The organism is Herbiconiux flava, from assembly GCF_013409865.1.
GTDB classification, from domain to species: Bacteria; Actinomycetota; Actinomycetes; order Actinomycetales; family Microbacteriaceae; genus Herbiconiux; species Herbiconiux flava.
This window is the reverse complement of sequence record NZ_JACCBM010000001.1, coordinates 1,085,629-1,106,489: the sequence shown is the minus strand read 5'-3', so window position 1 is coordinate 1,106,489 and position 20,861 is coordinate 1,085,629. Positions and strand designations below refer to the sequence as shown.

Here is a 20,861-nt window from a genome sequence, read left to right as displayed (position 1 = left end):
TCAGTCGACGGTCGGGGTCGGGCGGACCGCGTTGACCGCGCGGTCGGCCTGCACCTCGGCGTCGGTGCCGCTGTCGAGGATCGTGTTCCGCGTCGAGGCCGGGTCGACGGCGACGGCCGTGACGGCCAGGGTCTCCGCCGCCGAGGTCGCCAGCAGCGCATCCACCTGGGCCTCGAAGGCCGAACCACCCGTCGACGCGTGCACGCCCCGCGCCACGACATGGTTCGTGGCGACGTAGTTGCCGCTGCCCGAAGCGAGACGGATGACGACCGGCCGCGCACCGGCGGGGCGGATGCTCGCCGAATCGATCACCTCGGAGACGTGGTTCCCGATGATCGAGTTGTCGCTGCCCTCCACCCGCACGAGGCCGTAGAGGTCGTCGAGGCCGTTGTCGACGCCGAGGAACGGCGTCCACGGCTCGTGGTCGCGCAGCAGGTGGTTCGAGGCGACGAGGTTCTCCGAGCTGCCGCCGGCGAGCACGAGCATCCCGGGGTAGAACGAGTGCAGCCGGTTGGCCGTCACGCTCGAGCGGCTCACCGACTCCAGGTGCACGCTGCTCGCCCCGCGCGGGAAGACGTTGTTGGCCGTGATCAGCAGCCCGCCGTGGTTCTCGGCGTAGATCGAGTAACCGTCGGGGCCGGCACCGATCAGGTTGTCGGTGATCTTCGAGGCCTGGCCCCAGCCGCGCAGCTCGATGCAGCTGCCGCACTCGGCGACGAAGTTGTCGTGGATCGACAGCGCATCCGCGTTGCAGATCGTGAGTGCGTGCTCGAGGTAGACGAACCCCATCTCGCTGATGCGGAACGAGTCGTTGGCGCTCTCGACGTAGATGCCCGTCTTGCCGTTGAAGTAGCTGTTCTCCGGATGCCGGCCCGAACGCTCGCCCGTGAAGTGCAGCCCGTCGATGCAGAAGCCGGCGAACTCGACCGAGCTGATCCGCGGGCTGCCGCTCCGCGAGACCACGAAGGCGGCCCCCTCGCGCTCGCTCGCCCCGGCGGCGACGGACAGGTCGACGAGGATGCGGCTGCCTCCCGGCCACAGCTCGTGGAGGTCCGTCCACTCCTCCTCGGGCACGTTGAAGCGGATGCTCGACGAGGTGAACCCGTGGCCGGACCCCTCGATCCTGAGGAAGCTGAGGTCGATGACGACCTGGGTGCGCAGCCGATAGTCGCCCGGCGGGATGACGATCACCGCACCGGGCCGGCCGCCGTCGGAGTCGACCGAGGCCGACTGGCGGCTGTGGACGTCGGCGATGATGCTGTTCAGCACCTCCCCGATGTCGTGGGCGGGATCCCCGACGGGCCACGTCGTGACGTCGTAGCGGTTGGCGCTGCTCATCGTCTGCCTCTCTCTGCGGGTGCGGGTGCCGGTGCGGGTGCCGGTGCCGGTGCTGTCGTCAGGACGCCGACCTCGTGCCGTCGCGGGAGGTCGGCGCCGGGGCGGCCGACCGTGATCGCGGCGCACGCGGCGGCGAACCGGGCCGCCTGCACGATGTCGTCGAAGGCCGCCGCTCGCCCGACGACCGTCTCGGCGCCGACCGAGGTCGTGAGGCCGAACAGCAGCCCGGCCATGAACGAGTCGCCGGCACCGATCGTGTCGGCGACGTCGACGGTCGGCGACGAGATGGCGGCCGTCTCGGCGCCGGCACGCAGGAGGCTCCCCTCCGGGCCGCGCGTCACCACGACGATCTGCGCGCCGAGGCGCGCGTAATGGGCGGTCACCCCGAGCGGATCGAGCTCGGGATGCAGCCAGCGCGCATCCTCGTCGCTCAGCTTCACCACCGTGCTCGCCCGGGCCAGTCGCTCCACGAGCGGGAGCACTTCGCTGCGGCTGCCGAGCACCGACGGCCGGATGTTGGGGTCGAACGACCGGAGCACTCCCTCGTCGACGGCCTCGAAGCACGCGGCGACCGCGTCGGCTCCGGGCGCCAAGAGCGCCCCGATCGATCCGGTGTGCACCAGCTCGAAGCCGGTCGCGGGCAGGTCGGAGACGTCCCAGGCGATGTCGAAGTCGTAGCTCGCCGAGCCGTCGGCCCCGATCGTGGCGGTCGCGCTCGAGGTGCGGATCGCCTCGTCGAGCGAGCCGGGCGCCAGACGCACGCCCGAGTCGGCGAGGTGGCGCGAGACCAGCCGGCCCCGGGCATCCGTGCCGAGGCGGGTCGCCAGGGCGACGGATGCTCCGAGCCGAGCGAGACCGATGGCGACGTTCATCGGGCTGCCGCCCGGGTGCTCCTGCCGCCCGACGGGCGTCGACACGACGTCGACGAGCGCCTCGCCGACGACGAGCAGCTCAGTCACCGGCGGATCCTCCGGCCGGGCGGGGTGCCGCGACCGAGTCGCGCCGCACCAGCGGGCAGGAGAGCACCGCGGGCTGGTAGCTGTCCTTCGCGGCGGAGTCGGCGTCGCCCACCATCAGCTCGGCCAGGGCGCCGAGGGCCCACTCGCCCATCTCGAAGTGCGGCAGAGCGACGGTGGTGAGGGCCGGGTAGAGACCTTCGGCGATCAGTTCCTGGTTGTCGAAGCCGACGATCGAGAGGTCGGCGGGGATGCGGAGCCCGAGCTCCGCCGCGGCCCGGTAGGCACCCATGGCCATCCGGTCGTTGTAGCAGAACAGGGCGGTCGGCCGGTCGGCGCGGTCGCGGTCGAGCACCGAGCGGGCGGCCTTGTACCCGCCGGGGGTCTCGGACTGCTCGGCGACCACGAGTCGCGGGTCGAACTCCACCTCCGCCTCGGCCAGCGCACGCCGGTAGCCCGCGAGTCGGCCGCGGGTCGCCGGGACGTCGTCGGAGTTGGTGACGAAGCCGATGCGCCGGTGGCCGTGCCCGATCAGCTCGTTCACGGCGACGTACGCTCCGCCCTCCTCGTCGGGGACGACCGACGGCACGCTTCCGTCCTGCGAGGTCGAGTCGATCAGCACCGTCGGAACCGACCGCAGCGAGCGGGGGAGGTCGATCTCGCGGTGGTACATCGTGGCGTAGAGCACTCCGTCGACCTGCTGGCGCAGCAGGGCATCCGTGTCGCGCTGGATGTCGAGCTCGTCGCGGCTGGTGTTGATGAGCACGAGGGTGAGGCCGCGCTTCCGGGCCGCCTCCTGCGCACCGAGGATGATCCGGCCGGCGTGCGGCGTGGTGGCGATCTCCTCGCTCAGCAGCCCGATCATCTCGGACTGCTGGCGGCGCAGGCTCCGCGCGATGCGGTTCGCGCCGTAGCCCAGGCGCTCGGCCGTCGACTTCACCCGCTCGCGGGTCTCGTCGCTCGCGCGCGCGAACTCCACGTCGTTCAGGATGTGCGAGACCGTGGTCACCGAGACCCCCGCCTCGCGGGCCACGTCCTTGATGCCTACCGCTTTGCGTGCCACTGTGTCCCCTTGGATGCTCGAGGCCGGGCGATTCGGCTCGCGACCATTCTCACCGAGTCGGTCACCCTTTCACCGCCCCGGCGGTCAGTCCGGCGACGATGTGACGCTGCAGCACGAGGGCGAGCAGGATGACCGGCACCGAGTACAGCACCGCGAGTGCCGTCATCGCGCCCCAGTCGAGGCCGAACTGGGTCTGGAAGTTCGCGATCACGATGGGTGTCGTCTGCGAGCGCGTGGCGGTGAGCAGCAGCGCGAACAGGAACTCGTTCCACGACGCCAGGAAGGCGAAGATCGCGGTGACCGCGATCCCTCCCGCGGTGACCGGCAGCACCACCCGCCAGAGCGCGCCGAGCCGGCTCGCACCGTCGATCTTGGCCGCCTCCTCGAGCTCCTCGGGCACGGCCTCGAAGAAGCTCGACATCAGCCAGATCGACAGCGGCAGCGAGATGGTGGCGTGGGCGATCGCCAGGGCGAACGAGGTGTCGGAGATGCCGAGGCTGCGGAAGATGCCGATCATCGGCACACCGATCACGATCGGCGGCACCATGCGCATCACGAGGGCCCCGACGATGAAGAAGCGACCGAAGCGGGTGCGGAAGCGGGTGACGGCGTAGGCCGCCGGCAGCGCCAGCACCAGCGAGATGGCAGTGCTGAGCACGGCCGTCACGACGCTGTTCACGAACGAGGCGACCACTCCGTCACGGCCGATGGCCGAGGCGTAGTTCTCGATCGTCCAGCTCGAGGGCAGCACGGTCGGGGGTACCGCGATGGTCTCCAGCGGCGTCTTGAACGAGGTGAAGAGCATGTAGAGGAAGGGGAAGCCGTAGAGCACGACGAGCAGCACGAGGGCGACCCAGAGGATGGCCCGGGAGCTCGTTCGGGTGGTTTCGAGGCCGTTCATCGGATGTTCTCACTTCCGGGTCGCCAGATGAGCAGGATGGCCGCGACCGAGACCGCGAGCATGGCCACGAGGTAGACGGTGCCCATGGCACTCGCGAGGCCCGGGTCGCCGAACCGAACCATGGTGCGGTAGACGAGCAGCGACATCGTCTCGGTGCTCTGCTGAGGGCCGCCGTTGGTCTGGATCAGGATGACGTCGAAGGCGCGGGCCGCGTCGATGCCGCGGAGGATCAGGGCCACCGCGATCACGGGCCTCAGCAGCGGGATGATGATGCGGAACAGGATCGTCGGGTAGCGCGCCCCGTCGAGCCTCGCCGCCTCGATCACGTCGCCGGGGATGTTCTGCAGGCCCGCGAACAGCACGAGCGAGATGAACGACGTCGTCAGCCAGATGTCGGGGATCGCGACCGAGAACAGGGCGATGTTCGGGTCGCTCAGCCACTGGATCTGGCCCGGGTCGCTGAGGATGTGGGCATCCGTCAGAAGCTGGTTGACGATGCCGAAGTTGTCGATCAGCAGGAAGCGCCAGAGCAGGCCCGCGACGATCGGGGCGATCATCAGCGGGTAGAGGAAGATCGTGCGGAACACCCGCGAGGAGTTGCCGAGGGCTGTGAACATCAGCGCGACGGCGAGGCCGAGCACGAACTCGAAGACCACCACGATGACGGTGTAGACCACGGTGCGCCAGGCGGCGTTGCCGAAGTCGCCCGAGGTGAACGCCTCGACGTAGTTGTCGAGGCCGACGAAGGTGCGCGGGCCGCCGGCGAACTTGCTGATCTCGAAGAACGAGTCCGAGACGAACTGCACGAGCGGCCACGCCACGAAGACGGCGAGGAAGGCGGTGGCCGGCAGCATCAGGAGGAAGGCGAACCGGCGATCGGTGAGACGCACGAGGAGACTTTCGGGTCGGGGGACGGATGGCGGGAGAGCGCTGCGGCGCCCCGGTCGGGTCGGGGCGCCGCAGCCCGCGTCACTCGGTGATGGACTCCACCTGCGCCTTGGCGTCGTCGAGGAGCTGCTGGTTGTCGGCGCCCGGCACGACGGCTTTCTGGATCATCGGGATGAGCGCCGAGTCGACGATCTCCTGCCAGTTCGGGTTCGCCGGCCGCGGGATCGTCGCGGTGGCGTTCAGGGTGTCGACCAGCGGCTTGTAGTTCTCGTAGCCGGGCTCGTCCTGGTACTTCTCGAGCACCGAGATGCGCGAGGCGAGGCCGAGGTCGGTGTCGACGGACAGCTCGTTGTGGTCGTAGGCGTACTGCACGAACTCGAGCGCCTTCTCCTGCTTGCTCGTGCCGGCCGGCACCGAGAGGTACCAGGCTCCGGGCACGCCGGCGACCCCGCCGGGGCCGCCCACCATCGTGGTCACGCCGACCTTGCCGGTGACCGCCGAGTCGGCGGGGATCTGCTTGTAGGCGTGCGCCCAGAAGCGCATCATCGCGAGCTGGCCTTGGTTGAAGAGATTCTGCGATCCGGCCCAGTCCAGCTGCGCGGCACCCGACGGGGCGTACGGCAGGAGGCTGGTGTAGAAGTCGAGCGCGGCGAGGCTGTCCGCGTCGCCGAGCGAGACGGTGCCGTCGTCACCCACGACCATGTCCTTCTCGCCGGTCTGCGAGAGGGTGGCGAGCCACTCGGTCTCGACCGCGCCCTTCACGTCGGTGCCGTAGACGTCGACCTGACCGTCGCTGTCGGTGTCCTGCGTGAAGAACTTCGCGACGTCGGCGTACTGCTCCCAGGTGGTGGGTGGGACCAGGTCGTAGCCGTACTCGGCCTTGAACTTCTGCTGCTGGGCCGGGTCCTCGAAGAGGTCGGTGCGGTAGTAGAGGATCTCGGAGTTGGTCCAGGCGGGCATCCCGACGAAGGAGTCGTCGACCTGCGCCTCGGTGACGAGCGCCGGGAAGAGGTCGGACTGCACCTCGTCGGTCATCATGTCATCCAGCGGCGTCAGCGCCTCGGCGAAGGTCGGCAGCCAGATCGAGTCGAGGGCGGCGACGTCGAACGAGAGCGACCCCGAGCTGAACTCGCTGTTCAGGCGGTTGTAGAGGCCGTCGTAGGGCAGCTCGACGAAGGTGACCGACGTGCCGGTGTCCTTCTCGAACTGGTCGGCGATGGGCTGCAGCTCGCCGTGGCCACCGGCCTCGACGAGCACGGTGATCGAGTCGTCGCCCGCTGCGGGGGCTCCTCCTCCGGCACCGCAGCCCGACAGGACGACGGCGGTGGCGAGGGCGAGGGCGCCGGCGGCTCCGGCCAGGACCCGGCGGGACACCGGTCGGTGTGTGCGAAGCATCATCACTTCGACTCCAATTCTGTGCGACGTTGCGTGATTGCGAGGGTACGTGCCGTGGGTGCCGGCGCGCATCGCCGGGGCGACAGCACTGACAATACGTTTTGCCAAATCGTCTTGTCAAGTCCATACTTGTCCAGCAGGCCCGCCATCGACGGCGGCAGCAGAAGGAGCCGCCCTCATGACGCACGCGACGCGCGCCCGCCCCCGCTGGCACTTCACGCCCGGTTCCGGCTGGATGAACGACCCGCTCGCGCTCACCTGGCACAACGGCCGCTACCACCTGTTCTTCCAGTACGTGCCCGACCGCACGACGTGGGCTCCCGAGTGCCGCTGGGGTCACGCGAGCTCCCCCGACCTGATCTCGTGGACCGAGCATCCGGTCGCCCTCGAACCGGGTGACGGCGACGACGGCATCTGGTCGGGCTCCCTCGCGGTCGACGACGAGGGCCGCGCCACGATCTTCTACACCGCGGTCTCGACGCCCGAGTTCGGGGTGGGCCGTATCCGCACCGCGACCCCGGCCGACGACGACTGGCTCGTCTGGACCAAGGGAGAGGTGGTCGCCGAGGCGCCGCCGCTCGATCTCGTGGCCTTCCGCGACCCCTTCGTGATGCGCGACGGTGAGAGGTGGCGGATGCTCGTGGGCACCGCCATCGTGGGCGGAGACGCCGCGGCGAGCTCGTTCGTCTCCGACGACCTCGGTTCCTGGTCGTTCGACGGCCTGGCGGCATCGCGCAGCACGACCGAGACCGACCCGGTGTGGACGGGCGCACTGTGGGAGTGCCCGCAGATCTTCAGCATCGACGGCCGGGACGTGATGGTCACCTCGGTCTGGCAGGACGACGAACTGCACTACGTCGCCTACGCCGTGGGCGCGTTCGCCGACGGCCGCTTCACCGCGAGCAGCTGGGGACGCCTGACGTACGGTGACAGCTACTACGCACCCTCGTTCTTCCGCGACCGCGACGGCCGGCCCTGCCTGATCTCGTGGATGCGCGGCGCGAGCGACCCCGACGTCGGCCGCAGCAGCGCGCTCAGCGTGCCGCACGTGCTGCGGCTCGAGGGCGACACCCTCGTCGCGTCGCCGCACCCCGCGGTCGCGGAGGCCTCGGCCTCGGCGCGCACCGCGATCGCCGTCGGCGAGGAGTGGACGGCGTCGAGCGCCGACGGGACGCTCACCATCCGGCGCGAGCTCGACTCGGTGGTCTGCACCTGGCAGGGCGCGGAGACGGTGGTGCCGGCCGGCGACGGCGCGGTGGAGGTGTTGGTCGACGGCGAGACCGTCGAGGTGTTCACGGGGGTGGCGCTGTTCGGGGTGGGGGCGGCGTCGCCGTTCGCGGTGCGCTAGACGTTCCGGTCGTACCCACTTCCTCCTTGACCGTATTCGGCGACCGGATGTTGCTGCCCGATACTGTTGCTGGTAGCGCTAGCGGAAGAGGTGCAGGGGTGCGCAGCAGGAAGGGCGATCAGCCGGGGCCGAAGCGGCCCACGCTGACGGATGTCGCAGCACTGGCCGGGGTGTCGATGATGACGGCGTCGCGGGCCATGAACGGTGAGCGCTACGTCAGCGCGGCCGCGACGGAGAAGGTGCGCGCGGCCGCGGCCGAACTCGGCTTCGTACCGCACCAGGGCGCCAGGAGCCTGGCGACCAATCGCACCGACAGCGTGGCCCTGATCGCTCCGATGGCCGGTGAGCGGTTCTTCAACGACCCGAACATCGCCCCGATGATCGCGGGGGCGAGCTCCCGCCTGACCGAGCTGGGATCTCAGCTGGTCGTGCTGATCGCCGGCGGTTCCGAGCAGGCCGACCGCGCGCGCGACCACGTCCTCGCTCGGCACGTCGACGGGGCGATCATCCTGTCGCCGCAGATCATCCCCGACGTGATGGAGAAGCTGCTCGACGCGAACGTCCCCTTGGCGGCGACCGGGTCGCTCGACGAGCGCCCGGGCCTCGACGTCGTCGACGTCGACATCGAATCGGCCGTGGCCAGATCGGTGCAGCGGCTGCTCGACGAAGGCTGCACCGCCATCGGCCTCATCGCCGGGCCACTCGACGACCCTCGCTCGCAGCTGCAGTACGCGGCCTACGACCGCGAGCTGCCGGCGGCGCATCCTCGCACCGTGGCCCGCGGCGACTACTCGGTTCGGGCCGGGAGCACGGCGGCCGGTGAGCTTCTGGGGGCCGGTCGCGTCGACGGACTGGTCGTCTGCGGCGATGCGATGGCGGTCGGAGCCATCACCACGCTGCAGGAGCAGGGGCGGAAAGTCCCCGAGGACGTGAAGGTCATCGGCTTCGACGACTCGTCGCTGGCCGAGACGACGGTGCCGCCCCTCACGACCACCCGGGTGCCGTTCTTCGACATCGGGGCGCGAATGGCCGAGCTCGTCTGGGAGAGGGTGCGCGAGCCGGGTCGGCCGGGCTCGCGCACCGTCGTGGATTCAACCCTGATCGTCCGGTCGTCGGGCTGACCGTCTCCTACCAGGCGTAGGCCTCCGGGGCGGCTCCCGGCCCGGAGAAGAGCGCGTCCAACTCAGCCCACAGAGCCCCACGGTCGTCGTGGCCGTCGAGGCTGGTCGCGAGCTGCGAGAGCTGATCGGCGGTGCGCGGCCCGACGATCGCGGCGGTGAGCACCGGCTGCGCCAGCAACCACCCGATCGCCGCCTGCGCCAGAGTGAGGCCGAAGCCGGCAGCCGCAGCCGCAGCGCTCTCCAGCGCTTCGGACTGCTGCGCTTGGCGCTCCCGGAAGGACGGGTCCGACCGGCGCCCCTCCCCCACGGTCGTCTCCGACGGCGCAGCGCCCAGAAGACCACCGGCGAGCGGGCTCCAGGCCAGGAGCCCGGCCCCGAGGTGCTCGAGGGCGGGCACCACCTCGAGCTCGATGCTGCGCTGGGTCAGGTTGTAGACCGACTGCTCGGAGAGCAGCCTGAACGATCCCAGCTCATGAGCGGCGTGCTGTGCAGCCATGAGCTGCCAGGCGGCGAAGTTCGACGATCCGACGTAGAGGATCTTGCCCTGGTCGCGGAGCACCGAGAACGCCTCCCAGATCTCCTCCCAAGGGGCCCGGCGATCGACGTGGTGCATCTGGAGCACGTCGATGTGATCGGTGCCGAGACGCTTCAGCGACGCCTCGCAGGCGCGGCGGATGTTGAGCGCCGACAGCCCGCCGGAATTCGGCCAGTCACCCTGGTCCTCGTAGAGCTTGGTCGCAAGAACGATCCGGTCACGGCGCCCCGAGGAGGCGAACCATTCCCCGATGATCGTCTCGGTGAGGCCCCGCTCGCCCTGCACTCCGTAGCTGTTGGCGGTGTCGACGAAGTTGATGCCCACGTCGACGGCCGCATCCAGCAGTGCGAAGGACTGCTCGCGGTCGGCGAACCTGCCGATGTTCATGGTGCCCAGGCAGAGCTGGGAGACTTCGAGTCGACTGCGGCCGACGGTCGTGTATCGCATGGGTGCCGTTTCTCGTAGGGCCGGCCCCGCAGCGCACTGCGGGGCCGGCGGGTGCTGCTACTTGGAGGTGACCGTGAAGCCCTGGTCGGTGCCGTAGGCGGCGATCTTCTTCTGCCAGTCCTGGAACCCGGCGCTCAGGTCGCCGTCGCCGACGATCGCCTGTCCGACGGTGTCCTTGAACACGCTGTTGGCGTAGAGCTGGAAGGGAAGGAACTGGAAGTCGGTGTTGACCGTCGCGGCCGCATCGATGTACAGCTGACCCGGCTTCTGGCCCCCGAGGAACTCACTCGACGCGTCGACGTACCGGGGGTCGTCGAGCACTTCCTGGTTGGCCGGGAAGGGCATGTTGGCGGCGTTGTCGAGCTGGTCGAGGTACTGGTCGCGGGAGAACCACTCGGCGAAGGCCGCTGCCGCCGCCGGGTGCTTGCTCTGCGTGGTGACCGCACTTCCCGAGCCGCCCCAGACGCCGTCGCTGACGGAATCGGCCGACCAGTTCGGCAGCGGGGCGACCCGCCACTGACCGTTCGCCTGCGGGATCGACCCGGACAGCACCGATCCGCCCCAGGCTCCGGTGAGCCAGGTCGCGTAGGTTCCGTCGGCGAAGTGGTTGAACCATTCCTGCGACCACGCCGGTTCGGTGTCGATCAGGCCGTCGGTGATCATCGAGCTCCAGTAGTCCTGCACCGCGCTCGCCTCCTTCCCGGTGAAGTCGATCGTGACGGCGTCGTCGCCCTCGAGCGAGAACGGGGTGGCCCCGGCCTGCTGGAGCAGACCGAGTGACAGGCTCGCGTCGCCCGGGTCGATGTCGGCGATGAAGTGGCCGGAGGCCTTCAGCGTCTCGGCCGCCTGCCGGTACTCGTCCCAGGTGGTCGGAGCGGCGATGCCGAGCTGATCGAACAGCGCCTGGTTGTAGTACATGACGAGCGGGCCGGTGTCGGTGGGGATCGCGTAGAGCGAGCCGTCGAACGATGCGGCGGCCGCGGCCGAGGGGTTGTACGAATCGGCTGAGGCCCCGTAGTCGGCGAGGTCGACCAGGTAGCCCTGGGCCGCGAAGCTCGGCATGTTCATCAGCTCCACCGCGGTGATGTCGGGCGCTCCGTCTCCGGCCTTCAGCACGACACCGAGCTTCGTGTAGACGTCGCCGCTGCCGCCGAACTGGGTGATCTGCACGTCGACGTCGGGGTGCAGCTTCTCGTAGGCCTTCTCCGTGGCGGCGGTGTCTCCGCCGCCCCACGACCACATCGTGAGGGTGATCGGGTTGTCGGGCGAGCCGAAGCGGTCTTCGTCACTGGTGCCGGACGCGGCATCCGAACCGCCGGCGGCGCAGGCCGCGAGGGGAAGGACCATCAGGGCGGCGGCGACGGCACCGACGACACGGCCGGTGCGCCGGGTGCGGCCGGCAGGGCCTGTGCGGCCTGTGCGGCCGGTGCGGGCAGGAAGGACGGACATCATTGTTGCCTTTCTTCGGGGGTGGGTCAGAGCTTCACGGCGCCGGCGGCCAGGCCGGAGCGCCAGAACCTCTGGAGGAGGAGGAAAGCGAGGACGAGCGGGATGATGGCGATCAGCGACCCGACCAGCACCGTCGGGTACAGGCCAGCGGCATTCAGCGCGCTGTCGTTCTGGGTGGCCCGAGCGTTGAGCTGCGCCAGCCCGACACCGAGCGGGAACAGGCCGGAGTCGTTCAGCACGATCAGCGGGAGGAAGTAGTTGTTCCACGCCGCCGTGATCTGGAACAGCGTCACAGTCACCAGCCCCGGCGCGATCAGCCGCAGCGCGATCGAGAAGAATATGCGCAGCTCGCCCGCCCCGTCCATCCGCGCTGCCTCGAGCAGCTCGGGCGGCACCGACTGCGCCGCGAAGATGGCCATCAGGTAGAGCGCGAACGGGTTCGCGAGCGAGGGCAGGATGACCGCCAGCGCCGTGTTCGTGATGCCGACCTGGCTGCACAGCAAGAAGATCGGCAACGCCAGCACCGACCCCGGCACCATCACGGCGCCGACGATGATGGCGAACGCCGCCTTCTTGCCCGGGAAGGCGAAGTGGGCGAGCGCGTAGCCGCCGAGCGAGCACAGGATGGCCGAGCCGAGGGCCCCCGCCGCCGCGTACAACAGGGTGTTGGCGAGCCAGCTCCCGTAGATGCCGCCCTCGTAGGCGAACAGCCGGTCGATGTTCGCGAACAGGTCGAACGAGTTGCCGAAGGCCAGGCCGGGCGTGCTGAACAGGTCGCCCTGACTCTTCGTCGAGTTGATCACGAGCCAGACGAGGGGCAGGAGGTAGTACACCAGGGCGACGGTCATCACGGCCGTCAGGAGGAAGGACTTCTTCGTCGTGGCGGTCTTCATGCGAGGGCCTTCCTGCTTCGGCGTGCCAGAACGATCTGCACGATGAGGACGCCGGCGATGGTGACCAGCCCCATGAACACGGCCACCGCCGCGGCGTACTCGAACTGGCCGCTCTTCACGGCGAGGTTGTACATGTAGAGGGCCGGCGTGTAGTCGTTGCTGATCGTGGTCGGCGCCAGCACTTGCAGGATGCTCGGCTCGGTGAAGAGCTGGATGCCCCCGATCACCGAGAAGAACAGGGCGAGCAGCACCGACGGCATCAGCGCCGGCAGCTTGATGCTCCAGGCCTTGCGGAACTCGCCGGCCCCGTCGATCGCCGCCGCCTCGTAGAGCTCGCGCGGGATGCTCTGCAGCCCCGCGTAGAAGATCAGCATGTTGTACCCGGTGAACTGCCAGATCGAGATGTTCGCCATCGACGGGATCGCCAGGTCCTTCGAGAGGAGGTCGGGTGCCGGAAGGCCGAGGCCCGTGAAGAACTGACCGACGAGCCCGAACTGGTCGCCGTAGAGATAGCCCCACATGAGGGCCGCGACCACGGTCGGGATGGCGTACGGGATGAAGATCCCGATCCGGAACAGGCCGCTGAAGTGCAGCTTGCCGCTGTCGATCGCGATCGAGGTGAGCAGCGCCAGCAGCAGGATGATCGGCACCTGGATCGCCATGAACAGGATCACCCGCCCCAGACCGGCGACCAGCGCCGGGTCGGTGAGCACCTTCACGTAGTTGCCGAGACCGGTGAACTGCAGGCCGCCGATGAACTTGTCCTGGAACCCGCTGAGCCCGAGCGCGTACGCCAGCGGCACGATCACCGTGGCGATGAAGACGAGCGCGAAGGGGCCGAAGAACCACCAGCCGGTGAGCTTGGCGCGCCTGCGCTTCTCTCGGTGCATCGGGGTCTCCTCGTCGAGTCATTCCATTCTGGTAGCGCTACCAGATAGGCCGAGCATAAGAGAGCCGCCGGGAGATGTCAACAGGCCGGCCTCAGCCGCGGATGCTCGCCGGTGCGGAGCCGCCCGCCGCTGCTCCCCGGGCGTCAGTGAGCGAGCAGGGCCGCCGCCGTGTCCGCGTCGAGCACGAGCTCGAGGGGGGCTCCGCCCGTGGGGAGGGTAACCACGACGGCGTCGGGGTAGAGCGGATGCGCGTGCGAGGCCGGCCGCGCATCCGGTCGCCGCACGACCAGCGTGTGGGCGTCGGAGATGTCGGCCTGGCTGCCGCGCGCGAGCCACTCACGGCGGTGGAGCACGTGCAGCTCGCCGGGGGTCGCGGCGACGACGGCGCCGTGCAGCGTCATGGGGCGCACGGCGTGCAGGGCTCGGGTGAGCGCGCCGCCGGCGGGGCGGAGGCGGAGCGTGGGGTGGGCCGCGAGCAGGGTGATCTCGGGCTCCCCCGCCGCGAAGTCGGCGTAGGCCGCCACGAGCCCGGCGTCACGCGGGTGGTCGGGGAGGCGGACACCGGTAGCGGCGGGCGTGCCCGCCGGCGGGGCAGGCGGGGCCGCCGGCGTCGGGGTGGGCGAGCCCCCGGGCGCTTGGGCGGGCGGGCGTGATGCCGCGGGGGTCAGCAGGCCACGCATCCGCGTGATCAGGCGGTCGATGCTCTCGCGGGCCGAGCCGTTGTAGGGCACGACGAGGGGGTCGCCGTCGGTGGTGTGCACGGTGAAGCGGGCGTCGAGCAGCAGGGAATCGTTCTGCAGGGCGACGATCGAGGCGAGGGGCACACGGCGGGCGGAGAAGGCGTCGTCGGTGCGGGTGAGCACGACGAGGCCCTCGGGGTCGAGCGCCAGCAGGGCGTCGTAGAGGTGCATCGCGGGGTTCGCGTCGCGGCGCACGATGTTGCGCGGCACCTTGAGCACGAGCGACGCGGCCCCGAGGTCGAGCGGATGCGCGCGGAAGAGCCGTGGCACCTCCGACGGGCTGCGCACCTCGTCGATCCAGGGGCCGAAGGCGTCGTACTCGGCCAGGTCGTCGACGGTCGTCATGGCGGGAGTCTAGGCTCCCGCCGTCGGCGTCGGCCCCGCACCCCGGTCAGTCGGCCGTCACCGTGTCGACGACCGCCGCCGCGAACTGCGGCAGCAGCGCCTCCTGCCCCGGCGTGACGCGGAGGGAGAACCACGCGTTGTCGAGCAGTACCGCGACCTGGTCGCCCGAGGAGGAGACGTAGGCCTCGCCCGGGTAGCCGGTGGCCGGCGCCCAGGTGCCTCCGCCGACCGGCGTCGACTCGGGGAAGTAGCCGGCGCCGCCCGGCAGCACCGCGGCCGAGAGGATCGGCGCCACGTCCCCGGCCCAGCCGCAGCCGAAGCCGCCCACCTGCCGGTTGCTGCGGAAGCTCGCCAGCGCGTACTCGCCCTCGTAGCTGCGGTAGACGTTCACCGTCGCATCGCCGACGATGCCCGCCAGCCGGTCGAGGGGGATCAGCTCGTCACAGCTCGACGCACCCGCGAGGTCGGCGCCCGCCGGGTGCCAGAGCGGGCCCGGCTCCCCGCCCGCGGCCACCGCGGCGGTCGCCCTCGCGAACGCGCTGCGGGCGGCCGCGACCAGCTCGGGTGTGATCGCGCCCGAGGCGGGCGACACCGAGAGGCGCACGCCGTAGCCGGCGACATGGTCGACCAGACCGCAGATCGGGAAGGTGCCGCCGACCGTGCAGAACTCCTTCGACTCGGGGCCGCCGCCCGGGATGGCCGGGCTGCCGCCGAAGGTCTCGCCGTTCGCCGTCCACTCGTAGTCCTCGTCGGTGACGTCGGGAACGATGGTCAGGTACGCGCCGGCACGGTAGCTCCCCGCCGGCACGTCGGGGCCGCTGAAGCTGCACGTGAGCGCGCCGGCCCGGGCGTCGGCGAAGTCGAGCGGGTGGTTCCCGGCGAGGGCGACCGGGTCGAGCGCAGACCCCCCGAGCGCCTCGGCCGTGCCCTCCGGCAACACTGCGTCGCACGCGACCGGCACGCGCACGGGCGCCTGTTGGGGCTCCGCGCCGCAGCCGGCGAGCGCCTCGACGCCGACACCGAGGGCGTTCGGGCCACCGAGCAGGGTCACCCGGGTGACTCCCTGCTGCCGCAGGGCGGCGAGGGTCGACTCGGGCACGCAGTCGGGCCGCACCGCATAGAGCGGCGCGCCGACGCTGCCCGCGACAGCCGAGCCGGCCAGCGCATCCGGGAAGTCGGTGCCCGTCACGAGGAACGCGCGCTCCGCGGCGGCGAAGCCGTCGAGGTTCACGGCGGTCGAGGTCTCGAAGCGGTCGGCGCCGCCGAGGCGGGTGGTGGGCGCGATGGCCTCGAGGTCCTCCTCGAGGGCCGGGGTGACGGATGCGGGCCCGCCTGCCACGACGAAGCCGTCGACACCGAGTCGCGTCACGAGATCGCGGGTCGGGGCATCGAGCACCGACGCCAGGCCGTCGACCAGCAGCACCGGGGCGTCGTGGAAGCCGGCGGCGGCACCCGCGGTGAGCGCGTCGGGGAAGTCTCGGCCGGTGGCGACGTAGGCCTCGGCGGCACCCTCGCCGAAGGCGTAGTCGGCGACCGCGCGGGAGGTCGCGAAGCGGGTGTCCCCGGCGACGCGCTCGACCTCGGCCGCCAGCGGGGTGAGGGCGGAGATGACCGCGCGGCCGACCGCGGCGGGGCCACCGACCACGACGATGCGCTCCGGGTGGAGCCGGGTGATCTCGTCGGCGACGGACTGCGGGAGGGTGGCTCCCGCAGTGAGCAGCAGCGGGCCGCCCTGCACGGCCGCGGCGGGACCGGCGGAGAGCGCATCCGCGTACCCGGTGCCGGTGACGACGTAGACGACGGGGGCGGTGCCCGGGTAGGCCTGCTTCGAGATCGCGACGGCGGTGGCCGTGCGGTCGGCGCCGCCGAACCGGTCGACCGTCGGGGTCGGGGCGTCGGCGACCGACGATCCGACGGCGGGCGCAGGGAGCGCGGCGGGCGCAGCCGCGGCGGCCCCCAGTGGTGCGGCGAGCGCCAGCGCGGCCGACACGGCCAGCCCGCTCATGATGGTTGCTGTCCGCCGGAACGCGCGACCGGTCATCCTGTTCCCCCTCGATCCCCCGATGACGTCGACGACGCCATCGGGATCAGTGTGGCCCAGGAGGGCGCAGCCCGCCAAGCACCGGTCGCGAGCGGGACGTCAGGGGCGGCCTCAGCTGAACGGCGTCTCCAGCCAGGCGGCCGCGTGATCGTCCGAGCAGAACGAACCGCCGTGCTCGACGACGTCGCCGCAGTGCTCGCACCGGGCCGTGCCCAGGGAAGCGGGTGCGGCGGACGAGGATGCCGCGGTGGGGCTGGTGAGTCCGAGAGTGACCATCGGGGATGCGTCTCCAGAATCGATCGGGCGTCGGGCGGGTTCTCCGACCAGGCGATTGTGCAGCACACCCGGCCGGGAACGCCAGCCGCTCAGATCGCGGCCGCTGTCAATCCCCCCGGGTCGCCCGATCGGGCGACGGCGATCCGGATCTGCCGGACCGTCGCGCGATCAGCCGTGCCACCAGGAGTTCCCCGTCGACGGGCCCGAACTCGGCGAGCGCCTCCCGGTGCAGGCGGGCGACGAGATCCGCGAGCCGGGCGTCGGTGCCGGCGTCGGCGGCGAGCCCCCGCACGATCTCGAGCTCCTCGACGACCCGGTCGAGGCCGAACACCGCCAGCGGTTCGTCGTCGACGATCGCCTGCCCGTAGCCCTCGAGCACCGCGCCGCCGGCCGCGCTCCGCGCCAGCAGCCCGACGAGTCGCGACGGGTCGAGACCGCGCTCGCGCCCGATCTGCAGCACCTCCGCCGCCGCGGCGACCTGGCCGAACCAGAGGGCGTTCACCAGGAGTTTCGCCGTGCATCCGTCACCCGGCCCCGCGCCGGCTAGCTCGACCCGCCCGCCCCCGGCCGGATCGGCGAGAGCGTCGAGCAGCGGCCTCACCCGCTCGACGTCGCCCGCGGCACCGCCCACGTAGAGCGTCAGCCCGCCGCTCCCGGCCCCGGCCACGCCTCCGCCCATCGGCGCACCCACCCAGCCGACCCGCCCCGGGCGGCCCATGTCGCCCGCCCGGCCGTCCGAGCCCGCCCGCCCCGGGCGGCCGGTCGCCATCGCGTGGGCGGCGCGTTCGGCCACCCTCGGGTCGGTGCTGGTCAGGTCGAGCACGGTGGCGCCGGCCTCGAGCAGGTTCAGGATGCTCGCGCCGTCCGCCCCCGCGACGAACTCCTCCACCTCGGCCGACCCGGGCAGCACGAGCACCAGCACATCGGCTCCGCGCACCGCCGCCTCGGCCGACGCGGCCACGTCCAGGCCGGCGGCCGAGGCCGCGGCCCGCCGCTTCGCCACGGGGTCGAACCCGGTCACCGCACCCGGAGGCATCCGCGACGCCAGCCGCCCCGCCACCGGCAGCCCCATCCGCCCCAGCCCCAGCACCGCGATCCGCCCGCCGGCCGCCCTCTCGCTCACGGGGCCACTCTAGAGCCGCCGCGCAGCCCCCGCGCCACCACGCCACCGCCCCCACACGGGGCCCCGCGCATCCGCTCTGCTTGAATGGACGCATGCCGAGCCCCGTCCCGCCCGCCGACCGCCCGCGCTGGACCTCGGCCCAGTGGTCCTACCTCGCCCTCGGCCTGAACGGCGGCTGCCTGATCGTGCTCTTCGCCAACCTGCTCACCCGCAACGAGTTCTGGCAGGTCGCGGTGGCACTGGCGATCGGCCTGCTGCTGCTCGGCGGCCTCTCGGCGTTCCAGGCGCGGCGGCTGCGCCTCAAGGAGCGCCGCGAGCTGTAGCCGAGCGGATGCGCGAGCGACGCCGAGGCCGCGCAGACCAGCCGAGCCCGAGCGGATGCTCGCCTACCGCCGCAGCGTGTCCTTCGGCCGCTCCCCGAACCGCGCCGAGTACGACGCCGCGAAGCGCCCGAGGTTGCCGAAGCCCCAGTCGCGCCCGATCTCGGCCACGGTCGCCGAACCCGGATCGCGTTCGGTCAGCTCACGGTGCACCCGGTCGAGCCGGATGTTCCTGAGGTACGTCGACGGCGACATGCCGAAGTGCCGGCGCGTGGCCTGCTGCAGGGTGCGGGTGTGGATCCCCGCCGCCTCGGCCGCGTCGGCCGGTGCGATCGGGTCGTGCGCGTGGTGGTGCAGGTAGTCCAGGGCGACCCGGGTGCGCCAGGCGGCGGGGGTGCGGATGCTCTCCGGCACGTCCCACGCCCGCCACGGGAACAGGCGCAGCAGCACGCGCGCGAGGTCGAGCTCGGCCGCGAGTCGCACCAGCGGGCCGGCGCCCACCCGGGCGATCGCCTGCGTCGCCTCACCGACGGCGGTGCGCCACCGGTCGAGCATCGAGGGGTCGGCGGGAGCGGCGTAGTCGAACGAGATCGGCTGCAGCGGGCCGGCGTGCTGCTCGGTCGCGACCTTCTCGAGGAACTCGGGCGCGAAGTGGATGAGGTTCTGCCGGTGCGGCTCGAACTCCAGGCTGAAGCGCCGCTCGGCGGGGAGCAGCAGCGGGTCGGAGGTGTCCGAGCCGCGTCGGGTGACGGGGCGCAGGTCGAGCGTGCCGCCGCCGCGCCGGAACCAGCCCACGACGTACTCCTGCAGGTGCAGGACGTCGCCGCTCAGGACGCCCGAGCACTCCGAGGTGCGGAGGGTCACCCGCTCGTCGCCGATGTAGGCGTAGCGGTAGGCGAAGTCGCCGGACGCGGCGCGCACGCGGAGACTTCCGCCGCCGTACGCGTCGGAATAGGTGGTCGCCGCCTCACGCGGGTCGGCGCCCGCGCTCTCGAAGCGGCGCAGGGCTCCACCGGGTTCGTGGCCTGCTGTGTAGCTGCTCGTCGTTCTCTCCATCTCACGCACCGCGCGGCCCCCGGGGCGGGTCTGCCCGGCAGCCGTCTGCGGGGTCGCAGACACGCGGTCACAGATAAGACGTGGAGAACGAACGTTTCGTCACGACTTTCGCTGCACGGACATATTCGGGTCGTGTTCCGGGCCGACGGTGATAGGCACTCCGAGGGACTCTCACCGGGGAGCCCTGGACCCGGGAGAGAGGCGGACATCATCGAGCACGACGCCCTGCTCACGGCCGACGACGCCCTCCTCGCGGCACGCGCGGTCGACGGCGACGTGCAGGCGTTCGCCCAGCTCGCCCGGCGGCACGGACCACTGATGCGCGTCTACGCCTCGCGTCTTCTCGGCAGCGACGGCGAAGCCGACGACGTGGTGCAGGAGTCGTTCCTGATCGGCTGGCGCCGGCTCGCCGACCTCGACAGACCCGAGCACGTGCGGGCCTGGCTGATGCGCATCGTCAGCTCCAAGGCCATCGACCGGATGCGCGTCCGCCGCAGCCACGACGACATCGACGACTGGGATCCGCCCGCTCCCGACGCCTCCTCCCCCGACCGCATCGTCGAGACGCGACTGCAGTTCGACGCGATGTGGCTGGCGCTGAACCGCTTGCCGCCGGAGCAGCAGCGGTGTTGGCTGCTTCGTGAGATCGGCGGCTACCGCTACCAGGAGATCGCCGAGGCCCTCGGCCTGCCCGTGTCGACCGTGCGCGGGCTGCTCGCCCGGGCGCGGCAGTCCCTGCTGCGGGAGATGGAGGCGTGGCGATGACCCCCGACCGCTCCGCCGCCTCCGCCCCCGAGCCCGGGCTCGACGGCCACACCCTGGCCGAGCTGGGCGAGTACCTCGACCGCGGCCGCACGCCGTTCGACCCCTCGATCGAGGGATCCGCGGGCTGCCGCCTCGCGCTCGCGAACCTGAGCCGGCTGGCCGGCCTGTCGACCGGGCTGCTGAGCCGGCAGGCCGAGAGCGAGCCCGCCCGCGACGAGCTGTGGATCGCCGGGCTGCTGGAGATCATCCGCGCCGAGATCGTCTCGGGACGGGACGTGCCGGTCGCGCATCCGGACCCCGCGCTGCGACTCACCCTGACCGAGGCGGCCGTGCGCGGCATCGTGCGGCGCGCGGGCGACACCCTCGGCGGGGTGGTGATGGGCCGCTGCCGGCTGGACGGCGACGTCGACGAGCCGGGGGCGGTGATCCGCCTCGACCTCAGCTGCGCGATCGAGTACGGCCTGCCGATCGGCGCGACCGTCGAGCGACTGCGCCACCGGGTGCGCGCCGAGCTCGCCCGGCACACCGAGCTCGTGGTCGGAGCCGTCGACGTGGCGGTGGACGACGTCCACCCGAGGGGCGGTGCCGCCGATGTCTGACGCCGAGCTCTCGCAGCGCCTGAACGCTCTGGTGCGCGCCGCCGAGGGCGTGACCGCGGTCTATCCCGCCCAGCCGCCGCTCGAGGCCGCGGCCGAGGTGGTGGCCGAGACCCTCGAGCTGCGGCCCCCGGGTTCGTACGTCGACGTCGAGCGAGCCCTCGGGGTCGTGACGGTGCGCGCGCAGATCGCCGCCGCCGACGCGCTCCCGGCGCCGGCCACCCTCCGCCGCGTCGGCGAGCTCCTCCGCCACGCGATCGAAAACGAGCCGACGCTCGCGCCCCCGGTCGTCATCGCGGTCACCGTGCGCCTGGTCGACGCGGAGGCGCCCACCCCCACCCCCGCCCCGTGACGTCGCGGCCCGGCTGCGCGCCG

General features: G+C 71.6%; 21 protein-coding genes. 6 read left to right on the top strand and 15 right to left on the bottom strand.

The features are described from left to right. The 6 genes from BJ984_RS05180 to BJ984_RS05155 form a co-directional block, all read right to left on the bottom strand. The gene (locus BJ984_RS05180) at window positions 1–1,338 is read right to left on the bottom strand and encodes a NosD domain-containing protein (protein ID WP_179547123.1); all 1,338 of its coding nucleotides are present in this window, start codon (window positions 1,336–1,338) and stop codon (window positions 1–3) included. After that, complete coding sequence (locus BJ984_RS05175; RefSeq protein WP_179547122.1) at window positions 1,335–2,297, bottom strand: carbohydrate kinase family protein; 963 nt, start codon at window positions 2,295–2,297, stop codon at window positions 1,335–1,337. The genes BJ984_RS05180 and BJ984_RS05175 overlap by 4 nt, the downstream gene beginning before the upstream one ends. After that, window positions 2,290–3,357: a LacI family DNA-binding transcriptional regulator gene (locus BJ984_RS05170; protein WP_179547121.1), complete on the bottom strand. Its 1,068-nt coding sequence runs from the start codon at window positions 3,355–3,357 to the stop codon at window positions 2,290–2,292. Before BJ984_RS05170 ends, BJ984_RS05175 begins: the two co-directional genes overlap by 8 nt. Before the next feature lie 61 nt (window positions 3,358–3,418). Then, the gene (locus tag BJ984_RS05165; RefSeq protein ID WP_173182999.1) at window positions 3,419–4,258 is read right to left on the bottom strand and encodes a carbohydrate ABC transporter permease; all 840 of its coding nucleotides are present in this window, start codon (window positions 4,256–4,258) and stop codon (window positions 3,419–3,421) included. Further along, window positions 4,255–5,148, bottom strand: coding sequence for a carbohydrate ABC transporter permease (locus tag BJ984_RS05160; protein ID WP_179547120.1), 894 nt, complete (start codon window positions 5,146–5,148; stop codon window positions 4,255–4,257). The genes BJ984_RS05165 and BJ984_RS05160 overlap by 4 nt, the downstream gene beginning before the upstream one ends. A gap of 79 nt (window positions 5,149–5,227) precedes the next feature. Beyond that, complete coding sequence (locus BJ984_RS05155; protein WP_271206406.1) at window positions 5,228–6,520, bottom strand: ABC transporter substrate-binding protein; 1,293 nt, start codon at window positions 6,518–6,520, stop codon at window positions 5,228–5,230. 199 nt (window positions 6,521–6,719) lie between these two features. On the opposite strand from BJ984_RS05155, the gene BJ984_RS05150 reads away from it, so the two are divergent. Both BJ984_RS05150 and BJ984_RS05145 read left to right on the top strand, forming a co-directional pair. Beyond that, window positions 6,720–7,889: a glycoside hydrolase family 32 protein gene (locus BJ984_RS05150; protein ID WP_179547119.1), complete on the top strand. Its 1,170-nt coding sequence runs from the start codon at window positions 6,720–6,722 to the stop codon at window positions 7,887–7,889. A 98-nt stretch (window positions 7,890–7,987) separates the two neighbouring features. Next, window positions 7,988–9,010 (top strand): LacI family DNA-binding transcriptional regulator, encoded by a 1,023-nt coding sequence (locus BJ984_RS05145; protein WP_179547118.1) that lies wholly within the window; start codon window positions 7,988–7,990, stop codon window positions 9,008–9,010. 7 nt (window positions 9,011–9,017) lie between these two features. On the opposite strand, the gene BJ984_RS05140 is transcribed toward BJ984_RS05145, so the two are convergent. From BJ984_RS05140 to BJ984_RS05105, 8 genes are all read right to left on the bottom strand, one after another. Further along, the gene (locus tag BJ984_RS05140) at window positions 9,018–9,992 is read right to left on the bottom strand and encodes an aldo/keto reductase (protein WP_179547117.1); all 975 of its coding nucleotides are present in this window, start codon (window positions 9,990–9,992) and stop codon (window positions 9,018–9,020) included. A 57-nt stretch (window positions 9,993–10,049) separates the two neighbouring features. Then, complete coding sequence (locus BJ984_RS05135) at window positions 10,050–11,441, bottom strand: ABC transporter substrate-binding protein (protein WP_179547116.1); 1,392 nt, start codon at window positions 11,439–11,441, stop codon at window positions 10,050–10,052. A gap of 26 nt (window positions 11,442–11,467) precedes the next feature. Further along, a complete protein-coding gene (locus BJ984_RS05130; protein WP_179547115.1) occupies window positions 11,468–12,334 on the bottom strand; it encodes a carbohydrate ABC transporter permease in 867 nt (288 codons plus the stop codon). Then, the gene (locus BJ984_RS05125) at window positions 12,331–13,224 is read right to left on the bottom strand and encodes a carbohydrate ABC transporter permease (protein WP_179547114.1); all 894 of its coding nucleotides are present in this window, start codon (window positions 13,222–13,224) and stop codon (window positions 12,331–12,333) included. Before BJ984_RS05125 ends, BJ984_RS05130 begins: the two co-directional genes overlap by 4 nt. A gap of 143 nt (window positions 13,225–13,367) precedes the next feature. After that, complete coding sequence (locus tag BJ984_RS05120) at window positions 13,368–14,309, bottom strand: hypothetical protein (protein WP_179547113.1); 942 nt, start codon at window positions 14,307–14,309, stop codon at window positions 13,368–13,370. A 46-nt stretch (window positions 14,310–14,355) separates the two neighbouring features. Beyond that, window positions 14,356–16,314, bottom strand: a complete 1,959-nt coding sequence (locus tag BJ984_RS05115; protein WP_179547112.1) for a cell wall-binding repeat-containing protein — start codon at window positions 16,312–16,314, stop codon at window positions 14,356–14,358. A 147-nt stretch (window positions 16,315–16,461) separates the two neighbouring features. Further along, on the bottom strand, window positions 16,462–16,626 hold the full coding sequence (locus BJ984_RS05110; protein ID WP_179547111.1) for a hypothetical protein: 165 nt from the start codon (window positions 16,624–16,626) through the stop codon (window positions 16,462–16,464). A gap of 106 nt (window positions 16,627–16,732) precedes the next feature. Then, complete coding sequence (locus tag BJ984_RS05105) at window positions 16,733–17,749, bottom strand: NAD(P)-dependent oxidoreductase (protein ID WP_179547110.1); 1,017 nt, start codon at window positions 17,747–17,749, stop codon at window positions 16,733–16,735. 92 nt (window positions 17,750–17,841) lie between these two features. Here BJ984_RS05105 and BJ984_RS05100 point away from each other — a divergent pair, with 92 nt between their 5' ends. After that, window positions 17,842–18,072, top strand: a complete 231-nt coding sequence (locus tag BJ984_RS05100; protein ID WP_179547109.1) for a hypothetical protein — start codon at window positions 17,842–17,844, stop codon at window positions 18,070–18,072. Between the two features lie 63 nt (window positions 18,073–18,135). Here the strand turns inward: BJ984_RS05100 and BJ984_RS05095 are convergent, their stop codons facing one another. After that, the gene (locus BJ984_RS05095; RefSeq protein ID WP_179547108.1) at window positions 18,136–19,125 is read right to left on the bottom strand and encodes a helix-turn-helix domain-containing protein; all 990 of its coding nucleotides are present in this window, start codon (window positions 19,123–19,125) and stop codon (window positions 18,136–18,138) included. 132 nt (window positions 19,126–19,257) lie between these two features. Here BJ984_RS05095 and BJ984_RS05090 point away from each other — a divergent pair, with 132 nt between their 5' ends. From BJ984_RS05090 to BJ984_RS05080, 3 genes are read left to right on the top strand one after another with little or no spacing between them, the layout of a single operon-like run. Further along, complete coding sequence (locus tag BJ984_RS05090) at window positions 19,258–19,890, top strand: RNA polymerase sigma factor (RefSeq protein ID WP_309298934.1); 633 nt, start codon at window positions 19,258–19,260, stop codon at window positions 19,888–19,890. Next, a complete protein-coding gene (locus BJ984_RS05085; RefSeq protein ID WP_179547107.1) occupies window positions 19,887–20,489 on the top strand; it encodes an Asp23/Gls24 family envelope stress response protein in 603 nt (200 codons plus the stop codon). Before BJ984_RS05090 ends, BJ984_RS05085 begins: the two co-directional genes overlap by 4 nt. Then, complete coding sequence (locus tag BJ984_RS05080) at window positions 20,482–20,838, top strand: hypothetical protein (protein ID WP_179547106.1); 357 nt, start codon at window positions 20,482–20,484, stop codon at window positions 20,836–20,838. Before BJ984_RS05085 ends, BJ984_RS05080 begins: the two co-directional genes overlap by 8 nt. The last annotated feature ends 23 nt before the right edge of the window (window positions 20,839–20,861 follow it).

Bases quoted from the DNA above. Each gene is read 5' to 3' on its own strand.
- BJ984_RS05180 (WP_179547123.1), bottom strand. From the start codon at position 1,338: ATGAGCAGCGCCAACCGCTACGACGTCACGACGTGGCCCGTCGGGGAT.
- BJ984_RS05165 (WP_173182999.1), bottom strand. From the start codon at position 4,258: ATGAACGGCCTCGAAACCACCCGAACGAGCTCCCGGGCCATCCTCTGG.
- BJ984_RS05150 (WP_179547119.1), top strand. From the start codon at position 6,720: ATGACGCACGCGACGCGCGCCCGCCCCCGCTGGCACTTCACGCCCGGT.
- BJ984_RS05140 (WP_179547117.1), bottom strand. From the start codon at position 9,992: ATGCGATACACGACCGTCGGCCGCAGTCGACTCGAAGTCTCCCAGCTC.
- BJ984_RS05135 (WP_179547116.1), bottom strand. From the start codon at position 11,441: ATGTCCGTCCTTCCTGCCCGCACCGGCCGCACAGGCCGCACAGGCCCT.
- BJ984_RS05130 (WP_179547115.1), bottom strand. From the start codon at position 12,334: ATGAAGACCGCCACGACGAAGAAGTCCTTCCTCCTGACGGCCGTGATG.
- BJ984_RS05125 (WP_179547114.1), bottom strand. From the start codon at position 13,224: ATGCACCGAGAGAAGCGCAGGCGCGCCAAGCTCACCGGCTGGTGGTTC.
- BJ984_RS05120 (WP_179547113.1), bottom strand. From the start codon at position 14,309: ATGACGACCGTCGACGACCTGGCCGAGTACGACGCCTTCGGCCCCTGG.
- BJ984_RS05115 (WP_179547112.1), bottom strand. From the start codon at position 16,314: ATGAGCGGGCTGGCCGTGTCGGCCGCGCTGGCGCTCGCCGCACCACTG.
- BJ984_RS05110 (WP_179547111.1), bottom strand. From the start codon at position 16,626: ATGGTCACTCTCGGACTCACCAGCCCCACCGCGGCATCCTCGTCCGCC.
- BJ984_RS05100 (WP_179547109.1), top strand. From the start codon at position 17,842: ATGCCGAGCCCCGTCCCGCCCGCCGACCGCCCGCGCTGGACCTCGGCC.
- BJ984_RS05095 (WP_179547108.1), bottom strand. From the start codon at position 19,125: ATGGAGAGAACGACGAGCAGCTACACAGCAGGCCACGAACCCGGTGGA.
- BJ984_RS05085 (WP_179547107.1), top strand. From the start codon at position 19,887: ATGACCCCCGACCGCTCCGCCGCCTCCGCCCCCGAGCCCGGGCTCGAC.
- BJ984_RS05080 (WP_179547106.1), top strand. From the start codon at position 20,482: ATGTCTGACGCCGAGCTCTCGCAGCGCCTGAACGCTCTGGTGCGCGCC.